The 20,027-nt window shown below is 59.3% G+C and carries 20 protein-coding genes; 15 read left to right on the top strand and 5 right to left on the bottom strand.

Annotation, left to right across the window (positions count from 1 at the left end; all coding sequences use genetic code 11):
- Window positions 1-87 precede the first annotated feature (87 nt).
- A complete protein-coding gene (locus CPA59_RS04320) occupies window positions 88-1,173 on the top strand; it encodes a tartrate dehydrogenase (RefSeq protein WP_049853642.1) in 1,086 nt (361 codons plus the stop codon).
- A 187-nt stretch (window positions 1,174-1,360) separates the two neighbouring features.
- Here the strand turns inward: CPA59_RS04320 and CPA59_RS04315 are convergent, their stop codons facing one another.
- Together CPA59_RS04315 and azuC are read right to left on the bottom strand one after the other, a co-directional pair.
- Window positions 1,361-2,071: a hypothetical protein gene (locus CPA59_RS04315; RefSeq protein ID WP_231348842.1), complete on the bottom strand. Its 711-nt coding sequence runs from the start codon at window positions 2,069-2,071 to the stop codon at window positions 1,361-1,363.
- A 242-nt stretch (window positions 2,072-2,313) separates the two neighbouring features.
- On the bottom strand, window positions 2,314-2,391 hold the full coding sequence (azuC, locus tag CPA59_RS23270) for a stress response protein AzuC (RefSeq protein ID WP_224063015.1): 78 nt from the start codon (window positions 2,389-2,391) through the stop codon (window positions 2,314-2,316).
- Between the two features lie 344 nt (window positions 2,392-2,735).
- Here azuC and CPA59_RS04310 point away from each other — a divergent pair, with 344 nt between their 5' ends.
- The 7 genes from CPA59_RS04310 to CPA59_RS04275 all read left to right on the top strand — a co-directional run bounded on the left by CPA59_RS04310 (window position 2,736) and on the right by CPA59_RS04275 (window position 10,115).
- Window positions 2,736-3,929, top strand: coding sequence for a multidrug efflux MFS transporter (locus CPA59_RS04310; protein ID WP_038917987.1), 1,194 nt, complete (start codon window positions 2,736-2,738; stop codon window positions 3,927-3,929).
- A 142-nt stretch (window positions 3,930-4,071) separates the two neighbouring features.
- Complete coding sequence (locus CPA59_RS04305; protein WP_049853641.1) at window positions 4,072-5,361, top strand: ABC transporter substrate-binding protein; 1,290 nt, start codon at window positions 4,072-4,074, stop codon at window positions 5,359-5,361.
- 205 nt (window positions 5,362-5,566) lie between these two features.
- Window positions 5,567-6,439: a carbohydrate ABC transporter permease gene (locus CPA59_RS04295; RefSeq protein ID WP_038917986.1), complete on the top strand. Its 873-nt coding sequence runs from the start codon at window positions 5,567-5,569 to the stop codon at window positions 6,437-6,439.
- Window positions 6,436-7,263: a carbohydrate ABC transporter permease gene (locus CPA59_RS04290; protein ID WP_107758760.1), complete on the top strand. Its 828-nt coding sequence runs from the start codon at window positions 6,436-6,438 to the stop codon at window positions 7,261-7,263. The genes CPA59_RS04295 and CPA59_RS04290 overlap by 4 nt, the downstream gene beginning before the upstream one ends.
- Before the next feature lie 9 nt (window positions 7,264-7,272).
- The gene (locus tag CPA59_RS04285; protein ID WP_107758759.1) at window positions 7,273-8,379 is read left to right on the top strand and encodes an ABC transporter ATP-binding protein; all 1,107 of its coding nucleotides are present in this window, start codon (window positions 7,273-7,275) and stop codon (window positions 8,377-8,379) included.
- Complete coding sequence (locus tag CPA59_RS04280) at window positions 8,369-9,136, top strand: MBL fold metallo-hydrolase (protein WP_107758758.1); 768 nt, start codon at window positions 8,369-8,371, stop codon at window positions 9,134-9,136. The genes CPA59_RS04285 and CPA59_RS04280 overlap by 11 nt, the downstream gene beginning before the upstream one ends.
- Window positions 9,129-10,115, top strand: a complete 987-nt coding sequence (locus CPA59_RS04275) for a LacI family DNA-binding transcriptional regulator (protein ID WP_049842633.1) — start codon at window positions 9,129-9,131, stop codon at window positions 10,113-10,115. Before CPA59_RS04280 ends, CPA59_RS04275 begins: the two co-directional genes overlap by 8 nt.
- A gap of 162 nt (window positions 10,116-10,277) precedes the next feature.
- Here CPA59_RS04275 and CPA59_RS04270 read toward each other — a convergent pair whose 3' ends face one another.
- A complete protein-coding gene (locus CPA59_RS04270) occupies window positions 10,278-11,225 on the bottom strand; it encodes a LysR family transcriptional regulator (protein WP_100849003.1) in 948 nt (315 codons plus the stop codon).
- A 174-nt stretch (window positions 11,226-11,399) separates the two neighbouring features.
- Between CPA59_RS04270 and CPA59_RS04265 the strand changes: the two genes are divergently transcribed.
- From CPA59_RS04265 to CPA59_RS04240, 6 genes are all read left to right on the top strand, one after another.
- A complete protein-coding gene (locus CPA59_RS04265; protein ID WP_049853637.1) occupies window positions 11,400-12,374 on the top strand; it encodes an alpha/beta hydrolase in 975 nt (324 codons plus the stop codon).
- A gap of 559 nt (window positions 12,375-12,933) precedes the next feature.
- A complete protein-coding gene (locus tag CPA59_RS04260; protein WP_107758757.1) occupies window positions 12,934-13,629 on the top strand; it encodes a 4Fe-4S dicluster domain-containing protein in 696 nt (231 codons plus the stop codon).
- Window positions 13,622-14,578 (top strand): cytochrome c nitrite reductase subunit NrfD, encoded by a 957-nt coding sequence (nrfD, locus tag CPA59_RS04255; protein ID WP_038917980.1) that lies wholly within the window; start codon window positions 13,622-13,624, stop codon window positions 14,576-14,578. Before CPA59_RS04260 ends, nrfD begins: the two co-directional genes overlap by 8 nt.
- A gap of 2 nt (window positions 14,579-14,580) precedes the next feature.
- Window positions 14,581-15,960 (top strand): MFS transporter, encoded by a 1,380-nt coding sequence (locus tag CPA59_RS04250; protein WP_107758756.1) that lies wholly within the window; start codon window positions 14,581-14,583, stop codon window positions 15,958-15,960.
- A gap of 60 nt (window positions 15,961-16,020) precedes the next feature.
- Window positions 16,021-16,371 (top strand): TonB family protein, encoded by a 351-nt coding sequence (locus CPA59_RS04245; protein WP_038917977.1) that lies wholly within the window; start codon window positions 16,021-16,023, stop codon window positions 16,369-16,371.
- 98 nt (window positions 16,372-16,469) lie between these two features.
- A complete protein-coding gene (locus CPA59_RS04240; RefSeq protein WP_107758755.1) occupies window positions 16,470-18,032 on the top strand; it encodes an FAD-dependent oxidoreductase in 1,563 nt (520 codons plus the stop codon).
- A gap of 31 nt (window positions 18,033-18,063) precedes the next feature.
- Here the strand turns inward: CPA59_RS04240 and alkB are convergent, their stop codons facing one another.
- Window positions 18,064-18,717, bottom strand: coding sequence for a DNA oxidative demethylase AlkB (gene alkB, locus CPA59_RS04235; protein WP_107758754.1), 654 nt, complete (start codon window positions 18,715-18,717; stop codon window positions 18,064-18,066).
- Window positions 18,718-18,835: 118 nt separating this feature from the next.
- Here alkB and CPA59_RS04230 point away from each other — a divergent pair, with 118 nt between their 5' ends.
- The gene (locus CPA59_RS04230; RefSeq protein ID WP_049853632.1) at window positions 18,836-19,510 is read left to right on the top strand and encodes a DNA-3-methyladenine glycosylase; all 675 of its coding nucleotides are present in this window, start codon (window positions 18,836-18,838) and stop codon (window positions 19,508-19,510) included.
- Window positions 19,511-19,580: 70 nt separating this feature from the next.
- Here the strand turns inward: CPA59_RS04230 and CPA59_RS04225 are convergent, their stop codons facing one another.
- Window positions 19,581-20,021 carry a multidrug/biocide efflux PACE transporter gene (locus CPA59_RS04225; protein ID WP_107758753.1) on the bottom strand — a complete coding sequence of 147 codons (441 nt, stop codon included), beginning with the start codon at window positions 20,019-20,021 and terminating at the stop codon, window positions 19,581-19,583.
- Window positions 20,022-20,027 lie beyond the last annotated feature (6 nt).

Here is a 20,027-nt window from a genome sequence, read left to right as displayed (position 1 = left end):
GGAAGCGAAATTGTTTACATCGAACAGAGTAAATACACTCTCTGTTACCCAAGTGCAATCGATCAGAAAAACCGTTCAGGAGTTGCCATGTCTCAACCGCGTTACCGCATTGCCGTCATCCCCGGCGACGGCATCGGCAAAGAAGTGATGCCGGAAGGGGTACGGGTGATCGCCCGCGCCGCCGAACTGTTTGATATCCAGCTGGAGTGGGAATGGTTTGATTTCGCCAGCGCCGATTACTACCGCCAGCACGGCAAGATGATGCCGGATAACTGGTTCTCACTGCTGAAGGGCTTCGACGCGATTTACTTCGGCGCGGTCGGCTGGCCGGACGTCGTGCCGGATCACGTGTCGCTGTGGCAATCGCTGCTGCTGTTCCGCCGTGAATTCGACCAATACGTCAACCTGCGCCCCTGCCGCCTGATGCCGGGTGTGAAAGCGCCGCTGGCCGGGCGTCAACCCGGTGATATCGACTTCTACATCGTGCGCGAAAACACCGAAGGCGAGTATTCCAGCGTGGGCGGCGCCATGTTCGCCGGCACCGAGCGCGAAGTGGTGATTCAGGAAACGGTGATGACCCGCGTCGGCGTCGATCGCATCCTTAAGTTCGCCTACGAGCTGGCGATGAAACGCCCGAAAAAGCATCTGACCTCAGCCACCAAATCCAACGGCATCGCCATCACCATGCCGTACTGGGACAGCCGCGTCGCCGAAATGGGCACGCGCTATCCGGAGGTAAAGGTGGACAAATATCACATCGATATTCTTACCGCCAACTTCGTGCTGCACCCGGACTGGTTTGACGTGGTAGTCGCCAGCAACCTGTTCGGCGATATTCTGTCCGACCTCGGCCCGGCCTGTACCGGTACCATCGGCATCGCGCCGTCGGCCAACATCAATCCGGATCGCACCTTCCCCAGTCTGTTTGAACCGGTACACGGCTCAGCGCCGGATATCGCCGGCAAAGGCATCGCCAACCCGATCGGCCAAATCTGGTGCGGGGCGATGATGCTGGAGCACCTCGGCCATGACGACGCCGGCGCGGCGGTGCTCAGCGCCATTGAACGCGTGCTGGAACAGGGGCCGGAAAAGGCGCCGCTGACGCGGGATCTCGGCGGCAGCGGCAATACGACCGCGCTGGGTGAGGCGATAGCGCAGGCGCTGAGTCGTTAAGGCTATGATTTGTTAATACTATGATTCGTTCGGGCTATGATTCGCGAAAACGATGAGTCGTTACACACGTGAGTTGAAATAAAACCGACGAAGCAAAAAACGAGGACATGAAAAAGGCCGCTGTCATAGCGGCCTTGAGACTACCACAAGGTAGGCGCTGCAAGTTTTTGCGCAGGTTGAAGTTGCATCAGACTGCTGATTCATCTCGTTTGCGTTCAGCCACCAGCACTACCCCTTTCCGTGATTCATTTGGAGCAAGACTCCAGATATCACTCTCTGGGATGCTACGGCCGTCGTATCGGATCCGTTCACCGTCATACGGCCAGAAAGCACGTTGTTCTGAGTCGAATACAAACACATCAATACCAATCTCTTTACGTGCCATACGCGCCCACAGTGCTTTCCCTCCAGGGAATTGAAGGTTATCACTAACCAGCACAATGCCGTCGTTAATGAGCGCCTTATACATGGCGCTGGCGACATTAGCGTTTCGTTCACGCTTAGTGACAATCACGCCTTCAACCTGGGCAGGATGGGTATTCACCGGTTGCAGATTCTCGTAATAACCGATGACAGCCAAAATAGTTTCGGTTTCGTCGTCGCTGTTACGGGATTTCAGGTCAATCTTTGCTACCACAACATGCCGTAAATCACCATCAACGTCATCTGGTTCGCCATATATAGCCACGGCATGGTGCCGATCACTGTGAATATAAATATCCACGGCACGACCGTTCACACTCGTTTCGCCAATTTTCCGGTATTCCCGCGCCACAGTGGCAGGGCTATATGACATTGGAAGAATCGCCATATCAAAACTCCCGCTATCGTTGAGGACTGGTGACATTGTAAGCATAGCCTGTTGTACTTTGTTGGGATTGATAATATCAAGAATCATGTGTATTTATTAGCCAATTCAAACAATAGTACCCGGTTTAAAACAAATAGTACCCGGTTTAAACAATAGTACCCGGCCTATCATTGCCGTCGCTGACTCTACGCGGTTGAACTCCTCTTCCAGCCCTAACGGAGGGAATAACCCAAGAAATTACACCCCGCCAAGTATGTTCATACCTGACGAAAAACAAGAAGGCCGCTGTCATAGCGGCCTTCTTATTAATTTTGATCTGCTCAGGGCAATTAATGCATGGCACCCGGCGGGATGTCTTTGTAAGCATTGATGTAAGCGACCAGAAGTTTTTTCAGGAATTTACGCACGTTGATCACCTTGGTTAATGAATGATTTGTGAACTTTCTGGTAAAAGATTGTACGTTTTGTTGAATTCGGACGCAACACTTTTGTGACTCAAATCACAAAAAATTCAGAATAGCGTTTTGCTTTCCCAATCCAGCCGGATAACACGCCCCGTTCAACTGGCTGAATTAACATCATGTCCTTGCAACCAAAAACACCTCAATGACCGGGGTTGGATTATTCTTTGATATATAAAATTATTTCCCGGCTAAGACAAAAGCGGCCATACTAGCGATGTCGCGTAATTCAGCGTGGCACTGGCGCGGGAGCGACCCGGCCTTTCACTGACGACGTAAAAACCTGCCCTATGGAAACCTGGAAACTCAACCTTTTCTCCGCCTGGCTGGGATGTTTTTTTACCGGCATGGCCATGAGCCAGATACTGCCGTTCCTGCCGCTCTACATCGAACATCTGGGCGTGAGCGATCACACCGCGCTCAATCTCTGGTCCGGGCTGGTATTCAGCTCCTCGTTTCTGATTTCGGCGATTGTCGCGCCGCTGTGGGGCAGCCTGGCCGACCGCAAAGGCCGTAAGCTGATGCTGCTGCGCGCCGCGCTCGGCATGTCGCTGGTCATGGGGCTGCAGGGCATGGCCACCAACGTCTGGCAACTGTTTATTCTGCGCGCGCTGATGGGGCTGACCTCCGGCTACATTCCCAACGCTATGGCGCTGATTGCCTCGCAAGTGCCGCGCAGCCGCAGCGGCTGGGCGCTCGGTACGCTGTCCACCGGGCAGGTGGCGGGGGTGCTGATCGGTCCGCTGCTCGGCGGCTTCATGGCCGATACCATCGGTCTGCGCATGGTGTTTTTCGTCACCTCCGCCATGCTGTTTATCTGCTTTCTCATTACGCTGTTCGCCATCCGTGAAAACGCCATTACCGTCAGCAAAAAAGCACAGCTCAGCGGCCGGGCGGTGTTCGCCTCGCTGCCTTATCCGCTGCTGATTGTCAGCCTGTGCTTCACCACCATGATGATCCAGATGGCGAACGGTTCCATCAGCCCGATACTGACGCTGTTTATCCGCGACCTCTCTCCCGACATCGAAAACATCGCGTTTATCAGCGGCGTCATCGCCGCCGTGCCCGGCGTCTCTGCGCTGTTGTCCGCGCCGCGCCTCGGACGCCTCGGCGATCGCATCGGCTCTCAGAGAGTGCTGATCGTGGCGCTGTTTCTGTGCGCGCTGCTGTTCTTCCTGATGTCGGCGGTGCAAAGTTCGGTCCAGCTCGGCATCCTGCGCTTCGCGCTGGGTTTCGCCGACGGCGCGCTGATGCCGGCGGTGCAGGCGCTGCTGGTGAAATACAGCAGCCAGCAGGTGACCGGGCGCATTTTTGGTTATAACCAATCCTGCATGTATCTCGGCAACGTGGTCGGGCCGCTGCTCGGCTCCACCGTTTCCGCCACACTGGGTTACCGCTGGGTGTTCCTGGTCACCGCGCTGCTGGTACTGATTAACGGCATCCAGTTGATGGTGAGCTTTGCCCGCATGCCGAAGAAAGGCTGACATCATCACGGAAGCCGGTATCCGGCTTCCGGTTGTCACCCCGCATCTTGGATTGTTCATCCTGCCTTCATGTTTCTGTCATCCTCGTCGCCAAAGATAGCGCCTGTGCAAACGTATGCACTCCTGACAAAAGGCGCTCACTATGTTTGGCAAAAACACGTTTAGCCAAAAACCGTTTGGCAACACCACTCTGACAGCAAAATCGCACAGCAAGAAAACCCTTTCCCGCCTGCTGCTCGCCGCCGGTCTGGCGTGCAGCATGGCGTCGCAGGCCGCCGATCTGGTGATCGCCGGGCGCGATGACGTTTACGGCAAGGCGCTCGACAGCACGCTGGCCCGTTTTCAGCAACAACATCCCGGCAAGCAGATCGAACTGCTGAAGCTGCCTTACGCCAACCTGTATGAAAAACTGGTGATTTCCCTGCGGGAAAACGCCTCGGCCTACGACTTGATGTTGATGGACGACAGCTGGAGCCCGGAATTCGCCGGTAACGGCTGGATCCAGCCGCTGCCGGACAGCCTGCAAAGCAGCGACTTCATTCCGGCGGTGCTGAACGTTTCGCGCGTGCCGGAAAACGGCGGTCCGGTCTATAGCCTGCCGGTGGTCGGCAACGTGGCGATGTTCGCCTACCGTCAGGACCTGTTCGACAAGCACCAGCTCAAGGCGCCCGCCAGTTGGGATGCGGTGCTGAGCGATGCCAAAACCCTGCAACAGCAGGAACCAGGCGTCTCCGGCGTGGTGTTCCGCGGCATGAAGGGCAACCCGATTGTTTCCGGCTTTATGCCGATGCTGTGGGCCTACGGCGGCAACGTGATCACTAACGGCAAAGCGTCGCTGGATTCTCCGCAGGCGTTGCAGGCACTCAACACCCTCAAGGCGCTGAAGGCATTCGCCCCCACCGGGGTAGAGGTGTACAACGCCGCCGACGTGCGTCAGGCGATGGAACAGGGTAAAGCGGCAATGGCGATCGAAGTGTGGCCGGCCTGGGCGTCCACGCTGGACGACGCCGCCAAATCCAAAGTGGTCGGCAACATGACGCTGCAACCGGCGCCGGGGCAGAACGCCGGTCCGTCGCCGATGCTCGGCATCTGGCAAATGGCAGTCGCCAAAAACAGCCAGCACAGCGAACTGGCGCAGCAATTCCTGAGCTACCTGACCAGCGCCGAAAACCAGAAAGCGCTGGCGCTGGAACTGGGTCTGCCGCCGACGCGCCGCAGCGTGTATCAGGATGCGCAGGTAGTGCAGAAGTACCGCTGGTACCCGGCGCAACTGGCCGCGCTGGAAGCCGGCAAAGCGCGTCCGCGCATCCGCAACTGGCAGGAAGTGGAAAGCATTCTCGGCGACTACCTGCAACTGGCGCTGATGGATCAGATGCCGGCGCAGGTAGCGTTGCAGCAGGCCAATCAGAAGATCGCGCAGGTACTGAAGTAACCAGTATTACATTAGAACCTTCCCAATAGGCGTCATTGGCGCAGCCAGTTTGGACACGGGAAGCGCGCAGAACCCGGAGCGTACACGCAGTACGTGAGGCGTTCGAGCACTGCCCGGGTTCAAAATGGCAAGTAAAATAGCCCTATTGGGATAGGTTCTTAACCGCTGTCGGGCGGGCCACGGCCCGCTCATTCAAGGACATCCCATGCATTTTGACTCCCGCTGGCAACGCTGGCTGCTGCTGATGCCCGCCGCCGCGCTGCTGTTGCTGCTGACGCTCTACCCCATCGGCCAGATGCTGCTTTACTCCTTCAGCAAGGTGGATTACGCCGCCGCCAGCCGCAGTTGGGTCGGGCTGGAAAACTACCGTCAGTTGTTCGCCGACTGGTTCTTCACCACCAGCCTGAAAAACACCCTGCTGTTCTCGTTCGGCAGTTCGCTGTTACAGGTGCTGCTGGGGCTGGCGCTGGCGTTGTTGCTGTATCGCCATTTTCCCGGCCGCCAGTGGGTGCTGAGCCTGCTCATCTACCCGATGATGATCTCCACGCTGGTGTGCTCGGCTATCTGGCGCGTCTGGTTTCATTACGATTTCGGCCTGCTCAACAACTGCCTGACCGCGCTGGGCCTGATGCCGCAGCCGTGGCTGTCCAGCCCGCATCTGGCGTTGTGGTCGTTGATGCTGGTGGATATCTGGCAGTGGACGCCGATGGCCTGCCTAATCATCCTTGCCGGGTTGCAGGCGATTCCCAAAGACGTGCTGGAAGCCGCGCAAAGCGACGGCGCCAACGGCTGGAAACGGCTGTGGTACGTCACGCTGCCGCTGATCCGCCAGCCGGTCATGCTGGCGCTGCTGCTGCGTTCCATCGACACCTTCAAGCTGTTCGACAAAGTGTACGCCCTGACCGGCGGCGGCCCCGGTTACGCCACCGAAACCCTGTCGCTCTATATCTATCAGCAGGGCTTCAAGTTCTTCAATCTGGGACTCGCCAGCGCCGGCGCGGTGATCATGCTGCTGTTCGCCGCGGCAATGAGTCTGGTCTACGCCTGGCAACTGATGCGCGGAGGGAAAACCGCATGAGACTCCCCTACTGGCTGATGGCGCTGCGTGCGCTGGCGCTGACCGTCGCGCTGCTGTTTTTTACCCTGCCGATCCTGTGGATGGTGGCGGCAGCGTTTAAGTCCACCGCTGAATTCTCCAGCCTGAGCAGCCCGTTCTGGCCGCAACAGTGGACGTTCACTCACCTGAAAAGCCTGCTGAATAACGGCGTCGGCGAGCGGCTGTTTAATACCTTGTGGGTGGCCGCCGGCGCTACCGCGTTATCGCTGCTAACCGGGTTTCTGGCCGCCTACACGCTGGCGCGCCACCGCTTTCCGGCACGGCTAGACAGCCTGTTCCTGCTGCTGGTGCTGCTGATCAAGATGATGCCGCCGATGGTGGTGGCGATCCCGCTCTATTCGCTGCTCAAATCGCTGCACCTGCTCAATAGCCTGACCGGGCTGATGCTGGCTTATCAGGTTTACACCTTGCCGTTCTGCATCTGGATGCTGCTCAGTTTTATCCGCGACGTGCCGCTGTCGCTGGAAGAAGCCGCGGCGATGGATGGCGCCGGGTTATGGCGACGGCTGCGCTACATTGTGCTGCCGGTGTGCGCCCCCGGTCTGGTCGCCACGGCGATCTTCACCCTGATCATGGCGTGGAATGAATTTCTGTTCGCTCTGCTGTACCTGCAAACCCCGCAGCAATTCACGCTGCCGCTGTTTATCGCCAACTTCATGACCGAAAACCAGATCTACTGGGGAGAACTGATGAGCATCGGGCTGCTGTCTTCGCTGCCGGTGCTGCTGGTGGCGGGCTTTGTTCAACGTTATTTGCTGCGCGGCTTTGCCGTCAGCCAGAAATAGGACTCGCAGATGAGTGAATTACGGTTACATCAGGTCGCCAAGCATTATGGTCGTCAGCCGGTGCTGCACAGCATCGATCTGCATATCCGGCAGGGAGAACTGGTGGTGTTCGTCGGCCCGTCCGGCTGCGGTAAATCAACCCTGCTGCGTACCATCGCCGGGCTGGAACAGCAGGACAGCGGCCAGATCCTGCTGGGCGATGAGGACATTTCGCGCCAGCCGCCGGGCCAGCGGGAAATGGCGATGGTGTTTCAGTCCTACGCGCTCTACCCGCACATGACCGTGGCGGAAAACATGGGTTTCGCGCTGAAAATGGCCGGCGAACGGCGTCAGGCGATTGAAGAGAAAGTGGCGCAGGTGGCGGAGATGCTGCAACTGACGCCGTTGCTGCACCGCAAACCCGGCGCGCTCTCCGGCGGCCAGCGTCAGCGGGTGGCGATTGGCCGCGCTATCGTGCGTAAACCGCGCCTGTTTCTGTTTGACGAACCGCTGTCCAATCTGGACGCCAAACTCCGCACTCACACCCGGGTGCAACTGAAAGCGTTGCATCAGCAACTGGCCGCCACCATGATTTACGTCACCCACGACCAGGTGGAAGCGATGACGCTGGCCGACCGCATCGTGGTGCTGCATGAGGGCCGCATTGCCCAGGTGGGGACGCCGGAGGAGCTGTACCACCAGCCCGCCACTACCTTCGTCGCCGGGTTTATCGGTACGCCGGAAATGAACTTTTTCCCGTTGCCGCCAAGTCAAATGCCGTCGCACGATCAAATACCGTCGTCTGATCAAATGCTGTCGCCGTGGCTGCAACGGCTGGCGCGTGATGAACGCGCCGCCACCCTCGGCATTCGCCCGGACGCCTTTGAAGTCACCGAAGGCATCCCGACCTTTAAGGTCGATTTGGTGGAAAATCTGGGCGCGCAGTATCACCTGCACGGCCACTTCATCCACGAACCCTGTCTGACGCTGGTGGTGGAAGGCCGCCACCCGGCGCGCATCGGCCAGGAGCTGGCGTTGCAGGTTGCGCCGGAACGTTGTCACTGGTTTGACGCGGCCGGTCAGCGTTTGCCGCAGCCCCCGCTTCCCGTCGGACAGGAGAGCCAGCATGGAGCTTGAGATTCTCGGCAGCGGCGAAGCCTATGACAGCCAACGGGTCAACGCCGCGATACGGGTCAGCGAAGACGGATTCCAGTTGCTGGTGGATTGCGGCCCGACCGTACCGCAGGCGCTGTGGCAGCGCCAAACCGCGCCGGACGACATTCACGCCATCTACATTACCCATGCTCATCCCGACCACGCGCTCGGCCTGACCACCTGGCTTAACTGGTGTGAATCCTGCGGGCGTACCGCGCCGCTGACGATTATCGCACCGCGTCAGCAACTGCCGCAGTTGCAGCGTCTGGCGGATTTCGCCTTCTGGCCCGCCGGCCGGCCGCTGTTTACCCTGAACTGGCAGAACGGCGAAGACCTGATCGAACTGGGGCCGTGGCGCTGCCAGACCGCGCCGACCCGCCACTCGGTGCCCAACCGCTCCCTGTGGCTCGACGGCGAACAGGGGACGCTGTTCTACAGCGGCGACGGTCAGTTGACGCCCGCGGGCGCCGCGTTACTGGCCCGCTCGGATCTGGCGCTGGTGGAGTGTTTTTCGCCGCAGGCGGCGGACAATGCCTACCACGGCAACTGGCCGCAGGTGCAGACGCTGGCGCGTAAGCCGGGCGCGCCGTTGGGTCTGTACCACGTGCAGCAGTCGCAAAAAGCGGCGCTGCAACAGGTTATCGCCGCCTCGCCCGGCGTGTTTTTGCCGGAGCAGGGCGACCGTGCGCAATGCCGCAACGGGCGCTGGCACGTCATCAGGGGAGCAGAGCATGAATAAGAAACGCATCACCTCGATTGATGTCGCCCGCTGCGCCGGCGTTTCGCCATCGGCGGTATCACGCACCTATTCCGCCCCGGGCAAGGTCAGCCAGGCGACCCGCTCACGGGTGTTGGCGGCGGCGAATGAACTGGGCTATCGCCCCAATGCGCTGGCGCGGGCGCTGGTCAACTCTGGACGGCAGGGCTCCGGCATCGTGGCGGTGGTGATGGGCGAATTCGACAACCCGTTCCAGCCCTGGCTGTTCGGCCTGCTGACGCAGGCGTTGCAACAACACGGACTGGTGCCGATGCTGGTCAGCGTCACCGAACAGTGCGACATCCGCGCCCGGCTGCAGCAGGCGCAGTCGTGGCAGGTGGAAGCGGCGATCATCTCCGCCGGCAGCCTGTCGCGGGAAGCCACCGGACGCTGTCTGGAACTGTCGCTGCCGATGGTGCTGATGGGCCGGGAGGACCAGCGTGAAACCGTCACCGCGGTACTGTCCGATAACCGGCTGGCGGGCGAGCTGGCGGCGGACCACTTGATCTCGCTGGGGTTGACCCGGCTGGCTTATATCGGCGGCCGTCAGGACGGGCAGGCGTCGCTGGAGCGGCTGGCGGGTTTTCGCCAGCGGTTGGCCCATCACGGCTTGCCGGAGCCTGTCGTGACGGATAACCCGGATTACGCCTACCACAGCGGCTATCACGCCATGTGTCGGTTGCGGCAACAGCATCCGCTGGTCGAAGGCGTGTTCTGCGCCTGCGATGCGCTGGCCTTCGGCGCCCTTGACGCCCTGCGCCTGACCGACGGCCCGGCGTGCAAGGTAGTGGGTTGCGACGATACCCCGCAGGCAGCCTGGGAAGGATACCGCCTGACCACCGTCCGCCAGCCGGTGGAGCTGTTGGTGGAGCAGGTCATGCGCCACCTGCAACGGGTGCTGAGCGGCGAAGCGCAGAAAGGAGAAACCGTCCGCATTACACCGACGCTGATCGTGCGTTAACCGTATGTAGCCAAATCACGGGTGTTACTTCCCCAGGTTATTAGGCTGAGTCAGGATAGAGAAATGATGCATAAACCGGCCGTCGCTCTGGCCCGCACGGCCAGCAGGCTGTTATCGGGCGATTGTCGTCGCCCGATCGCTGTTTTCCTTTTCCATAAGCCGCTATCCACGCGGCATCGGATCACGCGACACCGGATCACGCAACGTTGGATCACGCAACATCGGATGATGCCGTTCCATAAAATCCAGAAAGCGGCGCACCATCGGAATGCCGGCGCTGCGTTTAAGATAACTCACCGCAAACGTGCGGGTGATCGGCGTCGCCACCGGACGAATCACGATATCGTAGCCCTTCAGGCTGCTCGCCACCGAGGTGCACAGAAACACCACCCCGCCGTGATGCATCACCAGATCCATAATGATGTCGAGATTGCTGCACTCCCGAAAGCAGGTGTCTTCCAGCCCGGCGCGGCTGAACGCCGTCGACACCGCCGCATGCTCGCCGGTGCCTTTCTGCGGCACGATCGGCCGCTCCTGCGCCAGTTGATGGAGCGTCAGGCTCGGTTGAGCCGCCAGCGGATGGTCGGTCGCCATCACCGCCACCAGATTGTCATCCAGAAAAATGGTATGGCTGAACAACGGGTCCTGCAGATAGTCGTCAAACGGCGTAGAGAGCGACACGTGGATCTCGGCGTTTCTCACCTTTTCCAGCAGGTCGCTGCTGACGCCGTCGATAAAAGACAGCTCGATATTCGGGTGCTGTTTCTGAAACAGCGTGAAGACATCGTAATATTTCAGCCGGTTGAAAATCGGAATCACCCCCACCATTAGGGCACCGTCCTGACTATCTTCGTACGACTGCACAAATTGTTCGACGTCATAATATTCCCGGATCAGCGGTTTGATTTTGTCATCAAACGCTTCGCCGAATGGCGTCAGCGCGAATTGCCGGGTGGTGCGATTAATCAGTTTCCTTTCCAGCTCCTGTTCCAGCCGGGATATTTCCTGGGAAAGAAACGCCTGTGAGATATTGAGTGATTTGGCTGCGCGGGTAAAACTCCCTTTCCGCACCAGCTCATGGTAATAAAGTGCTCGCTTTATACTTATCATGATTATATTTATTTATAACCTTAACGAATATTAATTATATTAAATTACGAAAATACTAATGTGAGATTAAGCACATTTGCATTAATCCCAGACGTGATAGCCTGCATCCTGATTTTTTCCTTCCTGTATTGATAAGACAAGCATCAGTTACATAATAATCCTAAGGAATATTCCATGCGTACCCTCCCGCTAAAAATGATATTGTTGTCCGCTGTTACCATTACCGGAGCCGCGCAGGTGACAAGCGCCATGGCCGCAGACAACATTCATGAATTAACCCTGACGCCCCGTCAGCCAGTGGTTAAACTGATTTCCGACGTGGTTTACTCCCAGGTGCCGATGCGCGGTTATGCCAATGTGGCCTTGAAAATGGACATCCTGCAGCCGGAAGCGAAATCACCACAGCCCGCCGTACTGTTCATCACCGGTGGCGGCTTCATCAACGCCAATAAAGACAGCTACATCCAGCAGCGGCTGAAGCTGGCGGAAGCCGGCTACGTGGTCGCCAGTATGGAGTACCGCGTGGCGCCGACCGTGCTGTTCCCGGCGCCGCTGGAAGACGTCAAATCCGCCATTCGCTATCTGCGCGCCAACGCGAATAAATTCGGCATCGATGCCTCGCACGTGGCGGTATTCGGCGCTTCCGCCGGCGGCTATCTGGCGGCGTTTGCCGGCACCACCAACGGCAACAAGCAGTTTGACCGCGGCGAACACCTCGACCAGAGCAGCCAGGTACAGGCGGTGATCGATTTCTACGGCCTGTCGGACCTGACCCGCGTCGGCGAAGGTTTCCCGGACGAGGTGGTGCAGAAACACGCCTCGCCGTCCTCCACCGAAGCTATCTGGGTCAACGGCACCTCGGTGTTCAATGAGGGCGGTCCGATTACCCGCTTCCCGGAGAAAACCGCCGCCGCCAACCCCATCACCTACATCGGCCAGCATACCCCGCCGTTTTTGATCATGCACGGCAGCGCCGATACGCTGGTTTCACCGCGTCAGACCGAAATCCTGCACCGGGCGCTGATAGCCCACGGCATCGACAGCACCTACTACGTGGTGAAAGGCGCCGAGCATGGCGGCGTTTACTGGCTGCAGCCAGAGATCATGCAGAAAGTGATCCAGTTCCTGGATAGTCATTTGAAACCATAATGGCTGATGGTCATGGCTGCTAACAGACAGCCGAGCACAGTTTTTAACGCTGGAAAAAACCTTCGTATTGTATTTAAAGAATTTGCCAGCCATCTGAAACGCCTCGCTGGAGGCGTTTTTATTTTCTGCACTTTTATGTTTCGGCAAAAATAATTTGCCGAAAATGTTAATTCTTGCGCCAAATCATTTTTATTTACCCCCACCAAAATAGACTTTCCTTGCGCAAGTCAAAAAAGACATTTCAATAACAACGTGAAACAATAAAATAACAGCAAGAATAAAAAATCAGACAATAATAACATCACCACGCCAGTTATCGTATTTTGCAATTATTTTTATCCGGATATACAAAAAATTAAATGTGAAGCGTGCCACATATCCCGCCAGGTACGCATGTTCCAATTATTCGCACCAACATGTTTTATTTCCCGACACATGGGCTTTGTCGTTATTTATCGCGCTCACTGAATACAGATGAGTAAGAAAATAAAAAATTGATTTATTGCTGAGCAGATATCGGTTGAGCCAGACCAGATGTCTACCTCTGAAAGGTTATTTTATGGAAAATTACACCCGACGCCGTTTTATTGCCATCATGGGCAGCGCGCTGGCTGTTTCCGGCAGCGGTTTGCCGGCGGTCGCGCAGGAAACGGTAACGCCCACCGGCCCGCGTCCCGTCAAATACGGCATACTGCATAACGAGCTACGCTGCATCGGCTGCAAAGCTTGCATGACCGCCTGCCGTAAAACCAATCAGGTGCCGGAGGGCGTCACCCGGCTGGACATTCTGCAAACCGTCGATATCCCCGCCACCGACAGCAGTAAACCGATCAAACAGTTCTTCCGCCAGTCCTGCCAGCACTGCGATAACCCGCCCTGCGTATCGGTCTGCCCGACCGGCGCGTCGTTCAAGGACGCGCTGACCGGCATTGTCGATGTCAACGACAAGCGTTGCGTCGGCTGCCGCTACTGTATCGCCGCCTGCCCGTACCACGTGCGTTTCATCAATCCACAGACCCACACCGCGGATAAGTGCAACTTCTGCCGGGAAACCAATCTGGCGGCAGGCAAAAGACCGGCCTGCGTCGAGATCTGCCCGACCAAAGCGCTGGTGTTCGGCGATCTCAACGATCCGGATAGCGAGATCTCGAAAATGATCAAAAGCAATCCGATCTACCGCAGCAAAGTCTATCTGGGCACCGGCCCCAACCTCTACCGCATCCCCGGTAAATACGGAGAGAGCGACCATGCATGACGCTTTTCACTTTCACTCGCTGGTGTGGGACTGGCCGATTGCGGTGTACCTGCTGCTGGTGGGGATCTCATCCGGAATGATGACGCTCACCCTGCTGTTTCGCCGCTATGTGCCGCAGGAATACCATCACGCCAATCCGCTGGTCGTCGCCACCGCTATCGTGGCGCCGCTGTCGGTCATGCTGGGATTGCTGATTCTGATTTTCCATCTGGCCCGGCCGCTGACCTTCTGGTATCTGCTGCTGTTCTACAACCCGACTTCCATCATGTCGCTGGGTGTCATGCTGTTTCAGGTGTATTTGCTGGTGATGCTGCTGTGGCTGTTCGCGCTGTATCGCCAGCCATTGCTGGGCGGGTGCGAAAACCGCCTGTCCGCTGGCCTGCATCAGAAGTTCGCCAGCTTGCTGAACGTCCTCGTGCGCCGTATCCGCCTGCTGGAAAATCTGCTGCTGGCGCTGGCGCTGCTGCTGGGCTGTTATACCGGCTTTCTGCTCTCGGCGCTGAAGTCGTTCCCACTGCTGAATAACCCGCTGCTGCCGGTGCTGTTTCTGGTATCCGGCGTGACCTCCGGCATCGCCGTGATGCTGTTGGTGGCATCATCGTCGCGCTGGCGCGACGCCTGCCCGCAAACGCTGCACTTTTTGCACCAGTTGGAAAAACCGGTGGCGATCATCGAACTGTGTTTGCTGTTCGCCTTTTTCATCGGCCTGCTGCTGGGCGGCGGACAGAAAACCGTAGCGGCGCAGGCGGCGTTGAGCGGCTTCTGGGGCGCGGTGTTCTGGCTGGGGATTCTGGGAGCCGGCATTCTCGCTCCGATGGCGGCCGGCGCCGTGCCGGCATGGCGTCACGCCGGCGGCCGACTGACGCTGACCACGGCCACACTAAGCCTGCTCGGCGTATTTTTACTGCGACTGTTCGTGCTGTACGCCGGACAGATGACGGTAGCCTGATCATGGCCGGCTCACGCGCGCTGTTCTGGCTGGCGTCGGTGGCGTTCTTCATGCAATCGCTGGATACCACCATGCTGTATGTCGCCATTCCGGCGATAGCGCGCACGCTGCACCAACCGGTACTGCGCATGGAGCCGGTCGTGATGGCTTACCTCGTCGCCGTGGTGGCGTTCACCCCGCTCAACAGCTGGCTGAGCCAGCGGCAGGGAGAACGGCGCACCTGCCAGCTGGCGCTGCTGACGTTCATCGCCGGCGCGCTGTTGTGCAGCCAGGCCACATCGGCCGCCGCACTGGCGCTCTGCCGCTGCCTGCAAGGCGCCGGCGGGGCGTTGCTGCTGCCGGTGCTCCGCACTCAGGCGCTACGCGCCACTACGCCCGAGCAAAAACTGCCTTTTCTTAACCGCATGACGCTGCTCGGCCTGCTTGGCACCCTGACCGGTCCGCTGGCGGGCAGCCTGCTGACCGATGCCTTCGGTTGGCGCGCTATTTTCCTCGCGCCGATCCCGCTGTCGCTGTTGTGCCTGTGGCTGACCGGATACGCCATTCCGGATGGCGTCACGCCGTCGTCGCGCCGTATTCCGCTACGTAGCCTGCTGCTGCTGACCGCCGCGCTGTCGCTGTTCACATTACTGCTGGTCGCCGCCCCCAAAAATCTGCTGCCGCTGCCGGCGTTGACGCTGATTGCGCTGGCGGGTTGCGGCTGCGGCTGGCTGTATCTGCGCGGCGATCGCCATGCGCGCGAAGCGCTGCTGCCCGCCTCGCTGTTCGGCATTCGCACCTTTTATGTCGGCGTGTGGGGCGGCGTGCTGACCCGGCTGCTGCTGGCGTCGATACCGGTGCTGATTTCGCTGGTGACCCAGACCACGCTGGGTCTGACGCCGGCGACCGCCGGGATCATCATGCTGCTGTTTTCCGCCGGCGCCCTGCTCGCCAAGCTGCTGTTTGAACCGCTGGTGCGCCGTGCTGGTTATCGCCAGTTGCTGATCGCCGCCACGCTGTTGGCGGCGATCGCGGTGCTGGCGCTCGGCGCCGCCATCCAGCAGCGGTCGCTGCCGTGCATCGGCGCGCTGTCCGGCCTGCTCGGCGTACTGACGGCGCTGCTGCACTCGGCGGAAAGCACGCTCGCCTGCTGCCATCTGGAAAACGACGCCTGCAACAGCGGCAACAACATCCTGCTGCTGAGCCAACTGCTGGCGGTGATGCTGAGCATGGCGCTGACCTTTCCGGCGCTGCGGGCGCTATCGCGCCTGTCGCCGTGGCTGCACATCAGCCCGTTCAGCCTGCTGTTCGCGCTGCTTGGGGTCGGGCTGGCGCTGAGCTGCCTGCTGTTTCGCCATCTCGGCCATGAGGACGGAAACGTATTGCTGTCGCCCTCTTCCTGAGCGGGCGGCCCGATTTTTTCATTAATCAACATGTCGTTAATCAACAGAGTGAAATCACGTATGAAGAGAAGTTCAATCACATTACTCATCAGCCTGCTTTGCGCCGCCAGTACCACCGCCGTGGCGGAAAGCGGTCAATTTAAAGCCGGCTCTTACTCCTCCACCAAACAGGGCATCGGCGGCGACGTGACCGTCACCCTGGACGTGGACGCGAGCGGTACGGTCAACAAAGCCAGCATCGACGCCCCGTCGGAAACGCCGGAAGTGGGCGGCGAGGCGGCCAAAGAGCTGGCGAAAACCATGACCGAGAAAAAGACCATCAATGTCGATGGCGTTTCCGGCGCCACCATGACCAGCGGCGCCGTGCATGACGCCGCGCAGGAGGCGTACGAAAAAGCCCGCCAGCACTGATTCATGACGGCCGGGCGCTGCCCGGTTTGCCCTGTGTTATTTCGTGAGAACGATATTTGTGAAAGCAATATTTGTGAGAACAATAAAAGGAAAACAAGATGGCTCAATACCGAAGAACAATCCTTGCCGCCCTGTGCCTGTCGATGCTGGGGATAGCCTCCGCCAATGCGGAGCAGGCAGCGCCGCAACCCGCCGCCAACGCGGAACCGGCCAAACCGGCGGCGATCCCCAAAAGCGCTGACGTGGTGATCATCGGCGCGGGAGCGGCCGGCACCGCCGCCACCATGGCGGCGGCAGAGAAAGGCGCCAGCGTAGTGTTGCTGGAAAAGCAGGGCGTGGTCGGCGGCACCGGCAACTTTGCCGAGGGCATTTTCGCCGCCAACAGCGCCATGCAGAAACGTCAGGGCATCGTGGTGACGCCGGACATGGCGTTCAAAACCATCATGGAATACAGCCACTGGATGGCGAACCCGTTTGTGGTGCGCGCCTTCGTCAACCGCTCCGCCGACACCATCGAGTGGGTCAAATCCAAAGGCATCAAGTTTGAATACATCGGCCCCGGCGGGCCGGGCGGGATGTTGACCTGGCACGTGATCGACGGCCCCGGCCACGGTCGCCACCTGATCAAAACCTTCCACGAACAGTTCAAAACCATGCCGGTCACCACGCTGGTGAAAACCGCCGGTAAAGATCTGGTGATGAAGGACGGCAAAGTCGCCGGGGTGATCGCCGAAGGCAGCGACGGCAAACCATTCCAGATCGACGCCAAAGCGGTGATCATCGCCACCGGCGGCTACGCCAACAACAAAGAGATGCTGCAGAAATACGTGGCGGTGCCGGACACCATCATGGTGGGCAACATCGGCAAAGACGGCGACGGCATCAAAATGGCGTGGAAAGCCGGGGCCAAAGAAGAAGGGATGGGCGTAGTACAGTCCTACCGTCCTGGCCTGCCGGACTATGCGCCCAACTCCCAATTGCTGGCCGCCGCCCGTCAGCCTTATCTGTGGGTGGATCAACACGGCCGCCGTTTCACCGACGAATCCATCGTCATTATCTGGCCGCACGCCGGCAACGCGCTGGCCAAAGCCGGCGGGGTGATGTATTCGGTGTTTGATGAAGACGCCCGCAAGCACTTCGTCAACGACGGCATCGACGTGCCGATCGGCGAATGGGTGATCGCCAACACCAAACTGGTGAAATTCGATGACGAGTTCACCAAAGAGAACCAGAAAAACCGGGGCTTTGTGTTCAAGGCCGCAACGCTGGACGAGCTGGCGAAACAGATGGGCGTCGACGCCAGCGTGTTGAAACATACCGTTGACGAAAACAACCGCTTCGCCGCACAGAAACGGGACGAGGTGTTCAACAAGAACATGGATTACCTGCGCCCGATGAAGACCGGTCCGTTCTACGCGGTGAAAATGCTGCCGGCCGCGCTCGGCACGCTGGGCGGCGTGAAGATCAACGATAAGATGGAAGCAGTATCGCCGACAGGCAATGCGGTGCCGGGGCTGTACGTCACCGGTAACGATGCGGCGGGTATGTACGGCGACACCTACGACCTGCTGCTGGGCGGCGGCACCTTTGGCTTTGCGCTCAACTCAGGTCGCATGGCGGCAGAAAACGCTCTCGATTACCTCCACTTCACCAAAAAGTAATGCCTTTCGTCCCCCACGGCGTGGGGGACTTTCACACTTTACGAAAGGTGAGATTGAAACGAACTTCATCCGACATTCCCGTCGGCAACGGGCCGTTCCTGAGCGGCAAAATGGCATGGTAATGCAGCCGCGAAGGACCGCCCCACACCACCACATCGCCATGCATCAGCGCCAGCCGCTGACACGGATCGCCGCGTTTTTCCCCGCCAAACAGAAACACCGCGCTTAACCCCAGCGAGACGGAGACGATCGGCTGGCGCAGGTCCTGCTCGTCTCTGTCCTGATGCAGCGACAGTTTAGCGCCCACCGTGTAGCGGTTGATCAGGCAGGCATCCGGCGCAAAATCGTGATACCCGGCGGCGCTGGCCGCCGCCTGCGACAGTTGCCAAAAGCAGGCCGGCATAGCGGGCCACGGCCGGCCGGTCAGCGGATCCTGAGCGCTGTAGCGATACCCCCGTTCGTCGCTCACCCAGCCCAGCGGCCCGCAGTTACTCATCGCCACCGACATGGTATGCCCGCCCGGCGTCACCATGTGACGAAACGGCGACGGCTGCGTCACCTGTTCCAGCGCGGCCAGCAATGCTCCGGCCTGTTGCCAGGCGAAGCCGCGCAGCAGCATCGCGCCGGGCGCCAGCGTTTCATTCCGGCGCTCCGGCGGCTCATCGGCAAACAGTTCGAAATTCATGCAGACCTCTGTCTAAATAACCAGTATTATTTAGTGTACGCGGTCCATGAACAAGTTGCCCGCCTTGTTTTAGGCGACACGATAATTATCTGAAACAGAACAAGAAGGATGCCACCGGATGACGCCATCGCCGCTCCCGTTCGACGAACCCCAAGCTCTCGCCCATCTTGCCGCCATTGACGCGCACTGGGCGCGGCTGATCGACGGCGTCGGGCATATTCGTTTTGAAAGCCGCCCGGCGCGGGAACCTTACGACGCGCTGATTCGGGCGGTCGCCAGCCAGCAACTCAGCAACCGCGCCGCCGCGGCCATCATCGGTAAATTGCAGTTGCGCTTCGAGGTCGGTGAAGGCGGCTTTCCCTCCGCCGGGCAACTGACGGCATGCGAACCGGAGGTCTTGCGCCAGTGCGGCTTTTCCGCCCGCAAAATCGACACGGTCAAAGGGATTGCCCAAGGGGTACTGAGCGGGCTGGTGCCAGGGCGGGCGGAGGCGGAACATCTGGATGACGAAACCTTGATCGAGCGGCTTTGCACGCTGAAAGGCATCGGCCGCTGGACGGTGGAAATGCTGCTGATCTCCACGCTGGAGCGGATGGACATCATGCCGGTGGACGATCTCGGCATCAAACAGGGGTTTCGTTATCTGTACCGCCTGTCGCAGGACCCGACGCGCAAAGCGATGCTGGAGATGAGCGAACCCTGCCGCCCTTACCGCACGCTGGCCGCCTGGTATCTGTGGCGTATTCCCCATATGCCGGATTACGCCGAATACCGGGCGTCGCTGCGTCAGTAACGCAAACGGCCAAGCCGACAACGCCAATACCAGGGGAGAGACAACGCCGTCTCTCTCCTTTGCCGTGCGGCTAGCGCCCTTGTACCGCGGTCGCCAACAGCCGCTCGCGCAGCAGGTCGTACAGCCAGTTGTAGGCCATGGTATACGGCAGGAAGAACAGGAAGAAACCAATCTCCACCATCAGCGCCTGCCACAGGGTGATATCCAGCATCCACGCCGCCAGCGGCAAGCCAATAAGGATAAAGCCGCCTTCGAAACCCAGCGCGTGCCCCATACGCACCCACAGGCCGCGTCTGATTCGGCTGACCGGCCATAGGCGATCAAACAGGCTGTTGTACGCCACGTTCCAGACCATCGCCACGCTGGACAGCATTATCGACAGCGCGCCAACCTGCAGGATCGAGCGCCCGAGTACCCAGGCGCCGATCGGGGCGCAAATCAGTAACGCCATCACCTCGAAACCGACGGCATGCGCCATCCGCCATCCGCTCACGGAGTGTTTTGTGTTCATGGCGCG

Source organism: Dickeya sp. Secpp 1600, assembly GCF_003049805.1.
GTDB classification, from domain to species: Bacteria; Pseudomonadota; Gammaproteobacteria; order Enterobacterales; family Enterobacteriaceae; genus Dickeya; species Dickeya fangzhongdai.
The sequence above is the reverse complement of the archived record's forward strand: the minus strand, read 5'-3'. Positions and strand labels throughout refer to the sequence as shown.

Coding starts and splice junctions, on each gene's coding strand:
- CPA59_RS04320 (WP_049853642.1), top strand. CDS start 88: ATGTCTCAACCGCGTTACCGCATTGCCGTCATCCCCGGCGACGGCATC.
- CPA59_RS04315 (WP_231348842.1), bottom strand. CDS start 2,071: ATGATTCTTGATATTATCAATCCCAACAAAGTACAACAGGCTATGCTT.
- CPA59_RS04310 (WP_038917987.1), top strand. CDS start 2,736: ATGGAAACCTGGAAACTCAACCTTTTCTCCGCCTGGCTGGGATGTTTT.
- CPA59_RS04305 (WP_049853641.1), top strand. CDS start 4,072: ATGTTTGGCAAAAACACGTTTAGCCAAAAACCGTTTGGCAACACCACT.
- CPA59_RS04295 (WP_038917986.1), top strand. CDS start 5,567: ATGCATTTTGACTCCCGCTGGCAACGCTGGCTGCTGCTGATGCCCGCC.
- CPA59_RS04290 (WP_107758760.1), top strand. CDS start 6,436: ATGAGACTCCCCTACTGGCTGATGGCGCTGCGTGCGCTGGCGCTGACC.
- CPA59_RS04285 (WP_107758759.1), top strand. CDS start 7,273: ATGAGTGAATTACGGTTACATCAGGTCGCCAAGCATTATGGTCGTCAG.
- CPA59_RS04280 (WP_107758758.1), top strand. CDS start 8,369: ATGGAGCTTGAGATTCTCGGCAGCGGCGAAGCCTATGACAGCCAACGG.
- CPA59_RS04275 (WP_049842633.1), top strand. CDS start 9,129: ATGAATAAGAAACGCATCACCTCGATTGATGTCGCCCGCTGCGCCGGC.
- CPA59_RS04270 (WP_100849003.1), bottom strand. CDS start 11,225: ATGATAAGTATAAAGCGAGCACTTTATTACCATGAGCTGGTGCGGAAA.
- CPA59_RS04265 (WP_049853637.1), top strand. CDS start 11,400: ATGCGTACCCTCCCGCTAAAAATGATATTGTTGTCCGCTGTTACCATT.
- CPA59_RS04260 (WP_107758757.1), top strand. CDS start 12,934: ATGGAAAATTACACCCGACGCCGTTTTATTGCCATCATGGGCAGCGCG.
- nrfD (WP_038917980.1), top strand. CDS start 13,622: ATGCATGACGCTTTTCACTTTCACTCGCTGGTGTGGGACTGGCCGATT.
- CPA59_RS04250 (WP_107758756.1), top strand. CDS start 14,581: ATGGCCGGCTCACGCGCGCTGTTCTGGCTGGCGTCGGTGGCGTTCTTC.
- CPA59_RS04245 (WP_038917977.1), top strand. CDS start 16,021: ATGAAGAGAAGTTCAATCACATTACTCATCAGCCTGCTTTGCGCCGCC.
- CPA59_RS04240 (WP_107758755.1), top strand. CDS start 16,470: ATGGCTCAATACCGAAGAACAATCCTTGCCGCCCTGTGCCTGTCGATG.
- alkB (WP_107758754.1), bottom strand. CDS start 18,717: ATGAATTTCGAACTGTTTGCCGATGAGCCGCCGGAGCGCCGGAATGAA.
- CPA59_RS04230 (WP_049853632.1), top strand. CDS start 18,836: ATGACGCCATCGCCGCTCCCGTTCGACGAACCCCAAGCTCTCGCCCAT.
- CPA59_RS04225 (WP_107758753.1), bottom strand. CDS start 20,021: ATGAACACAAAACACTCCGTGAGCGGATGGCGGATGGCGCATGCCGTC.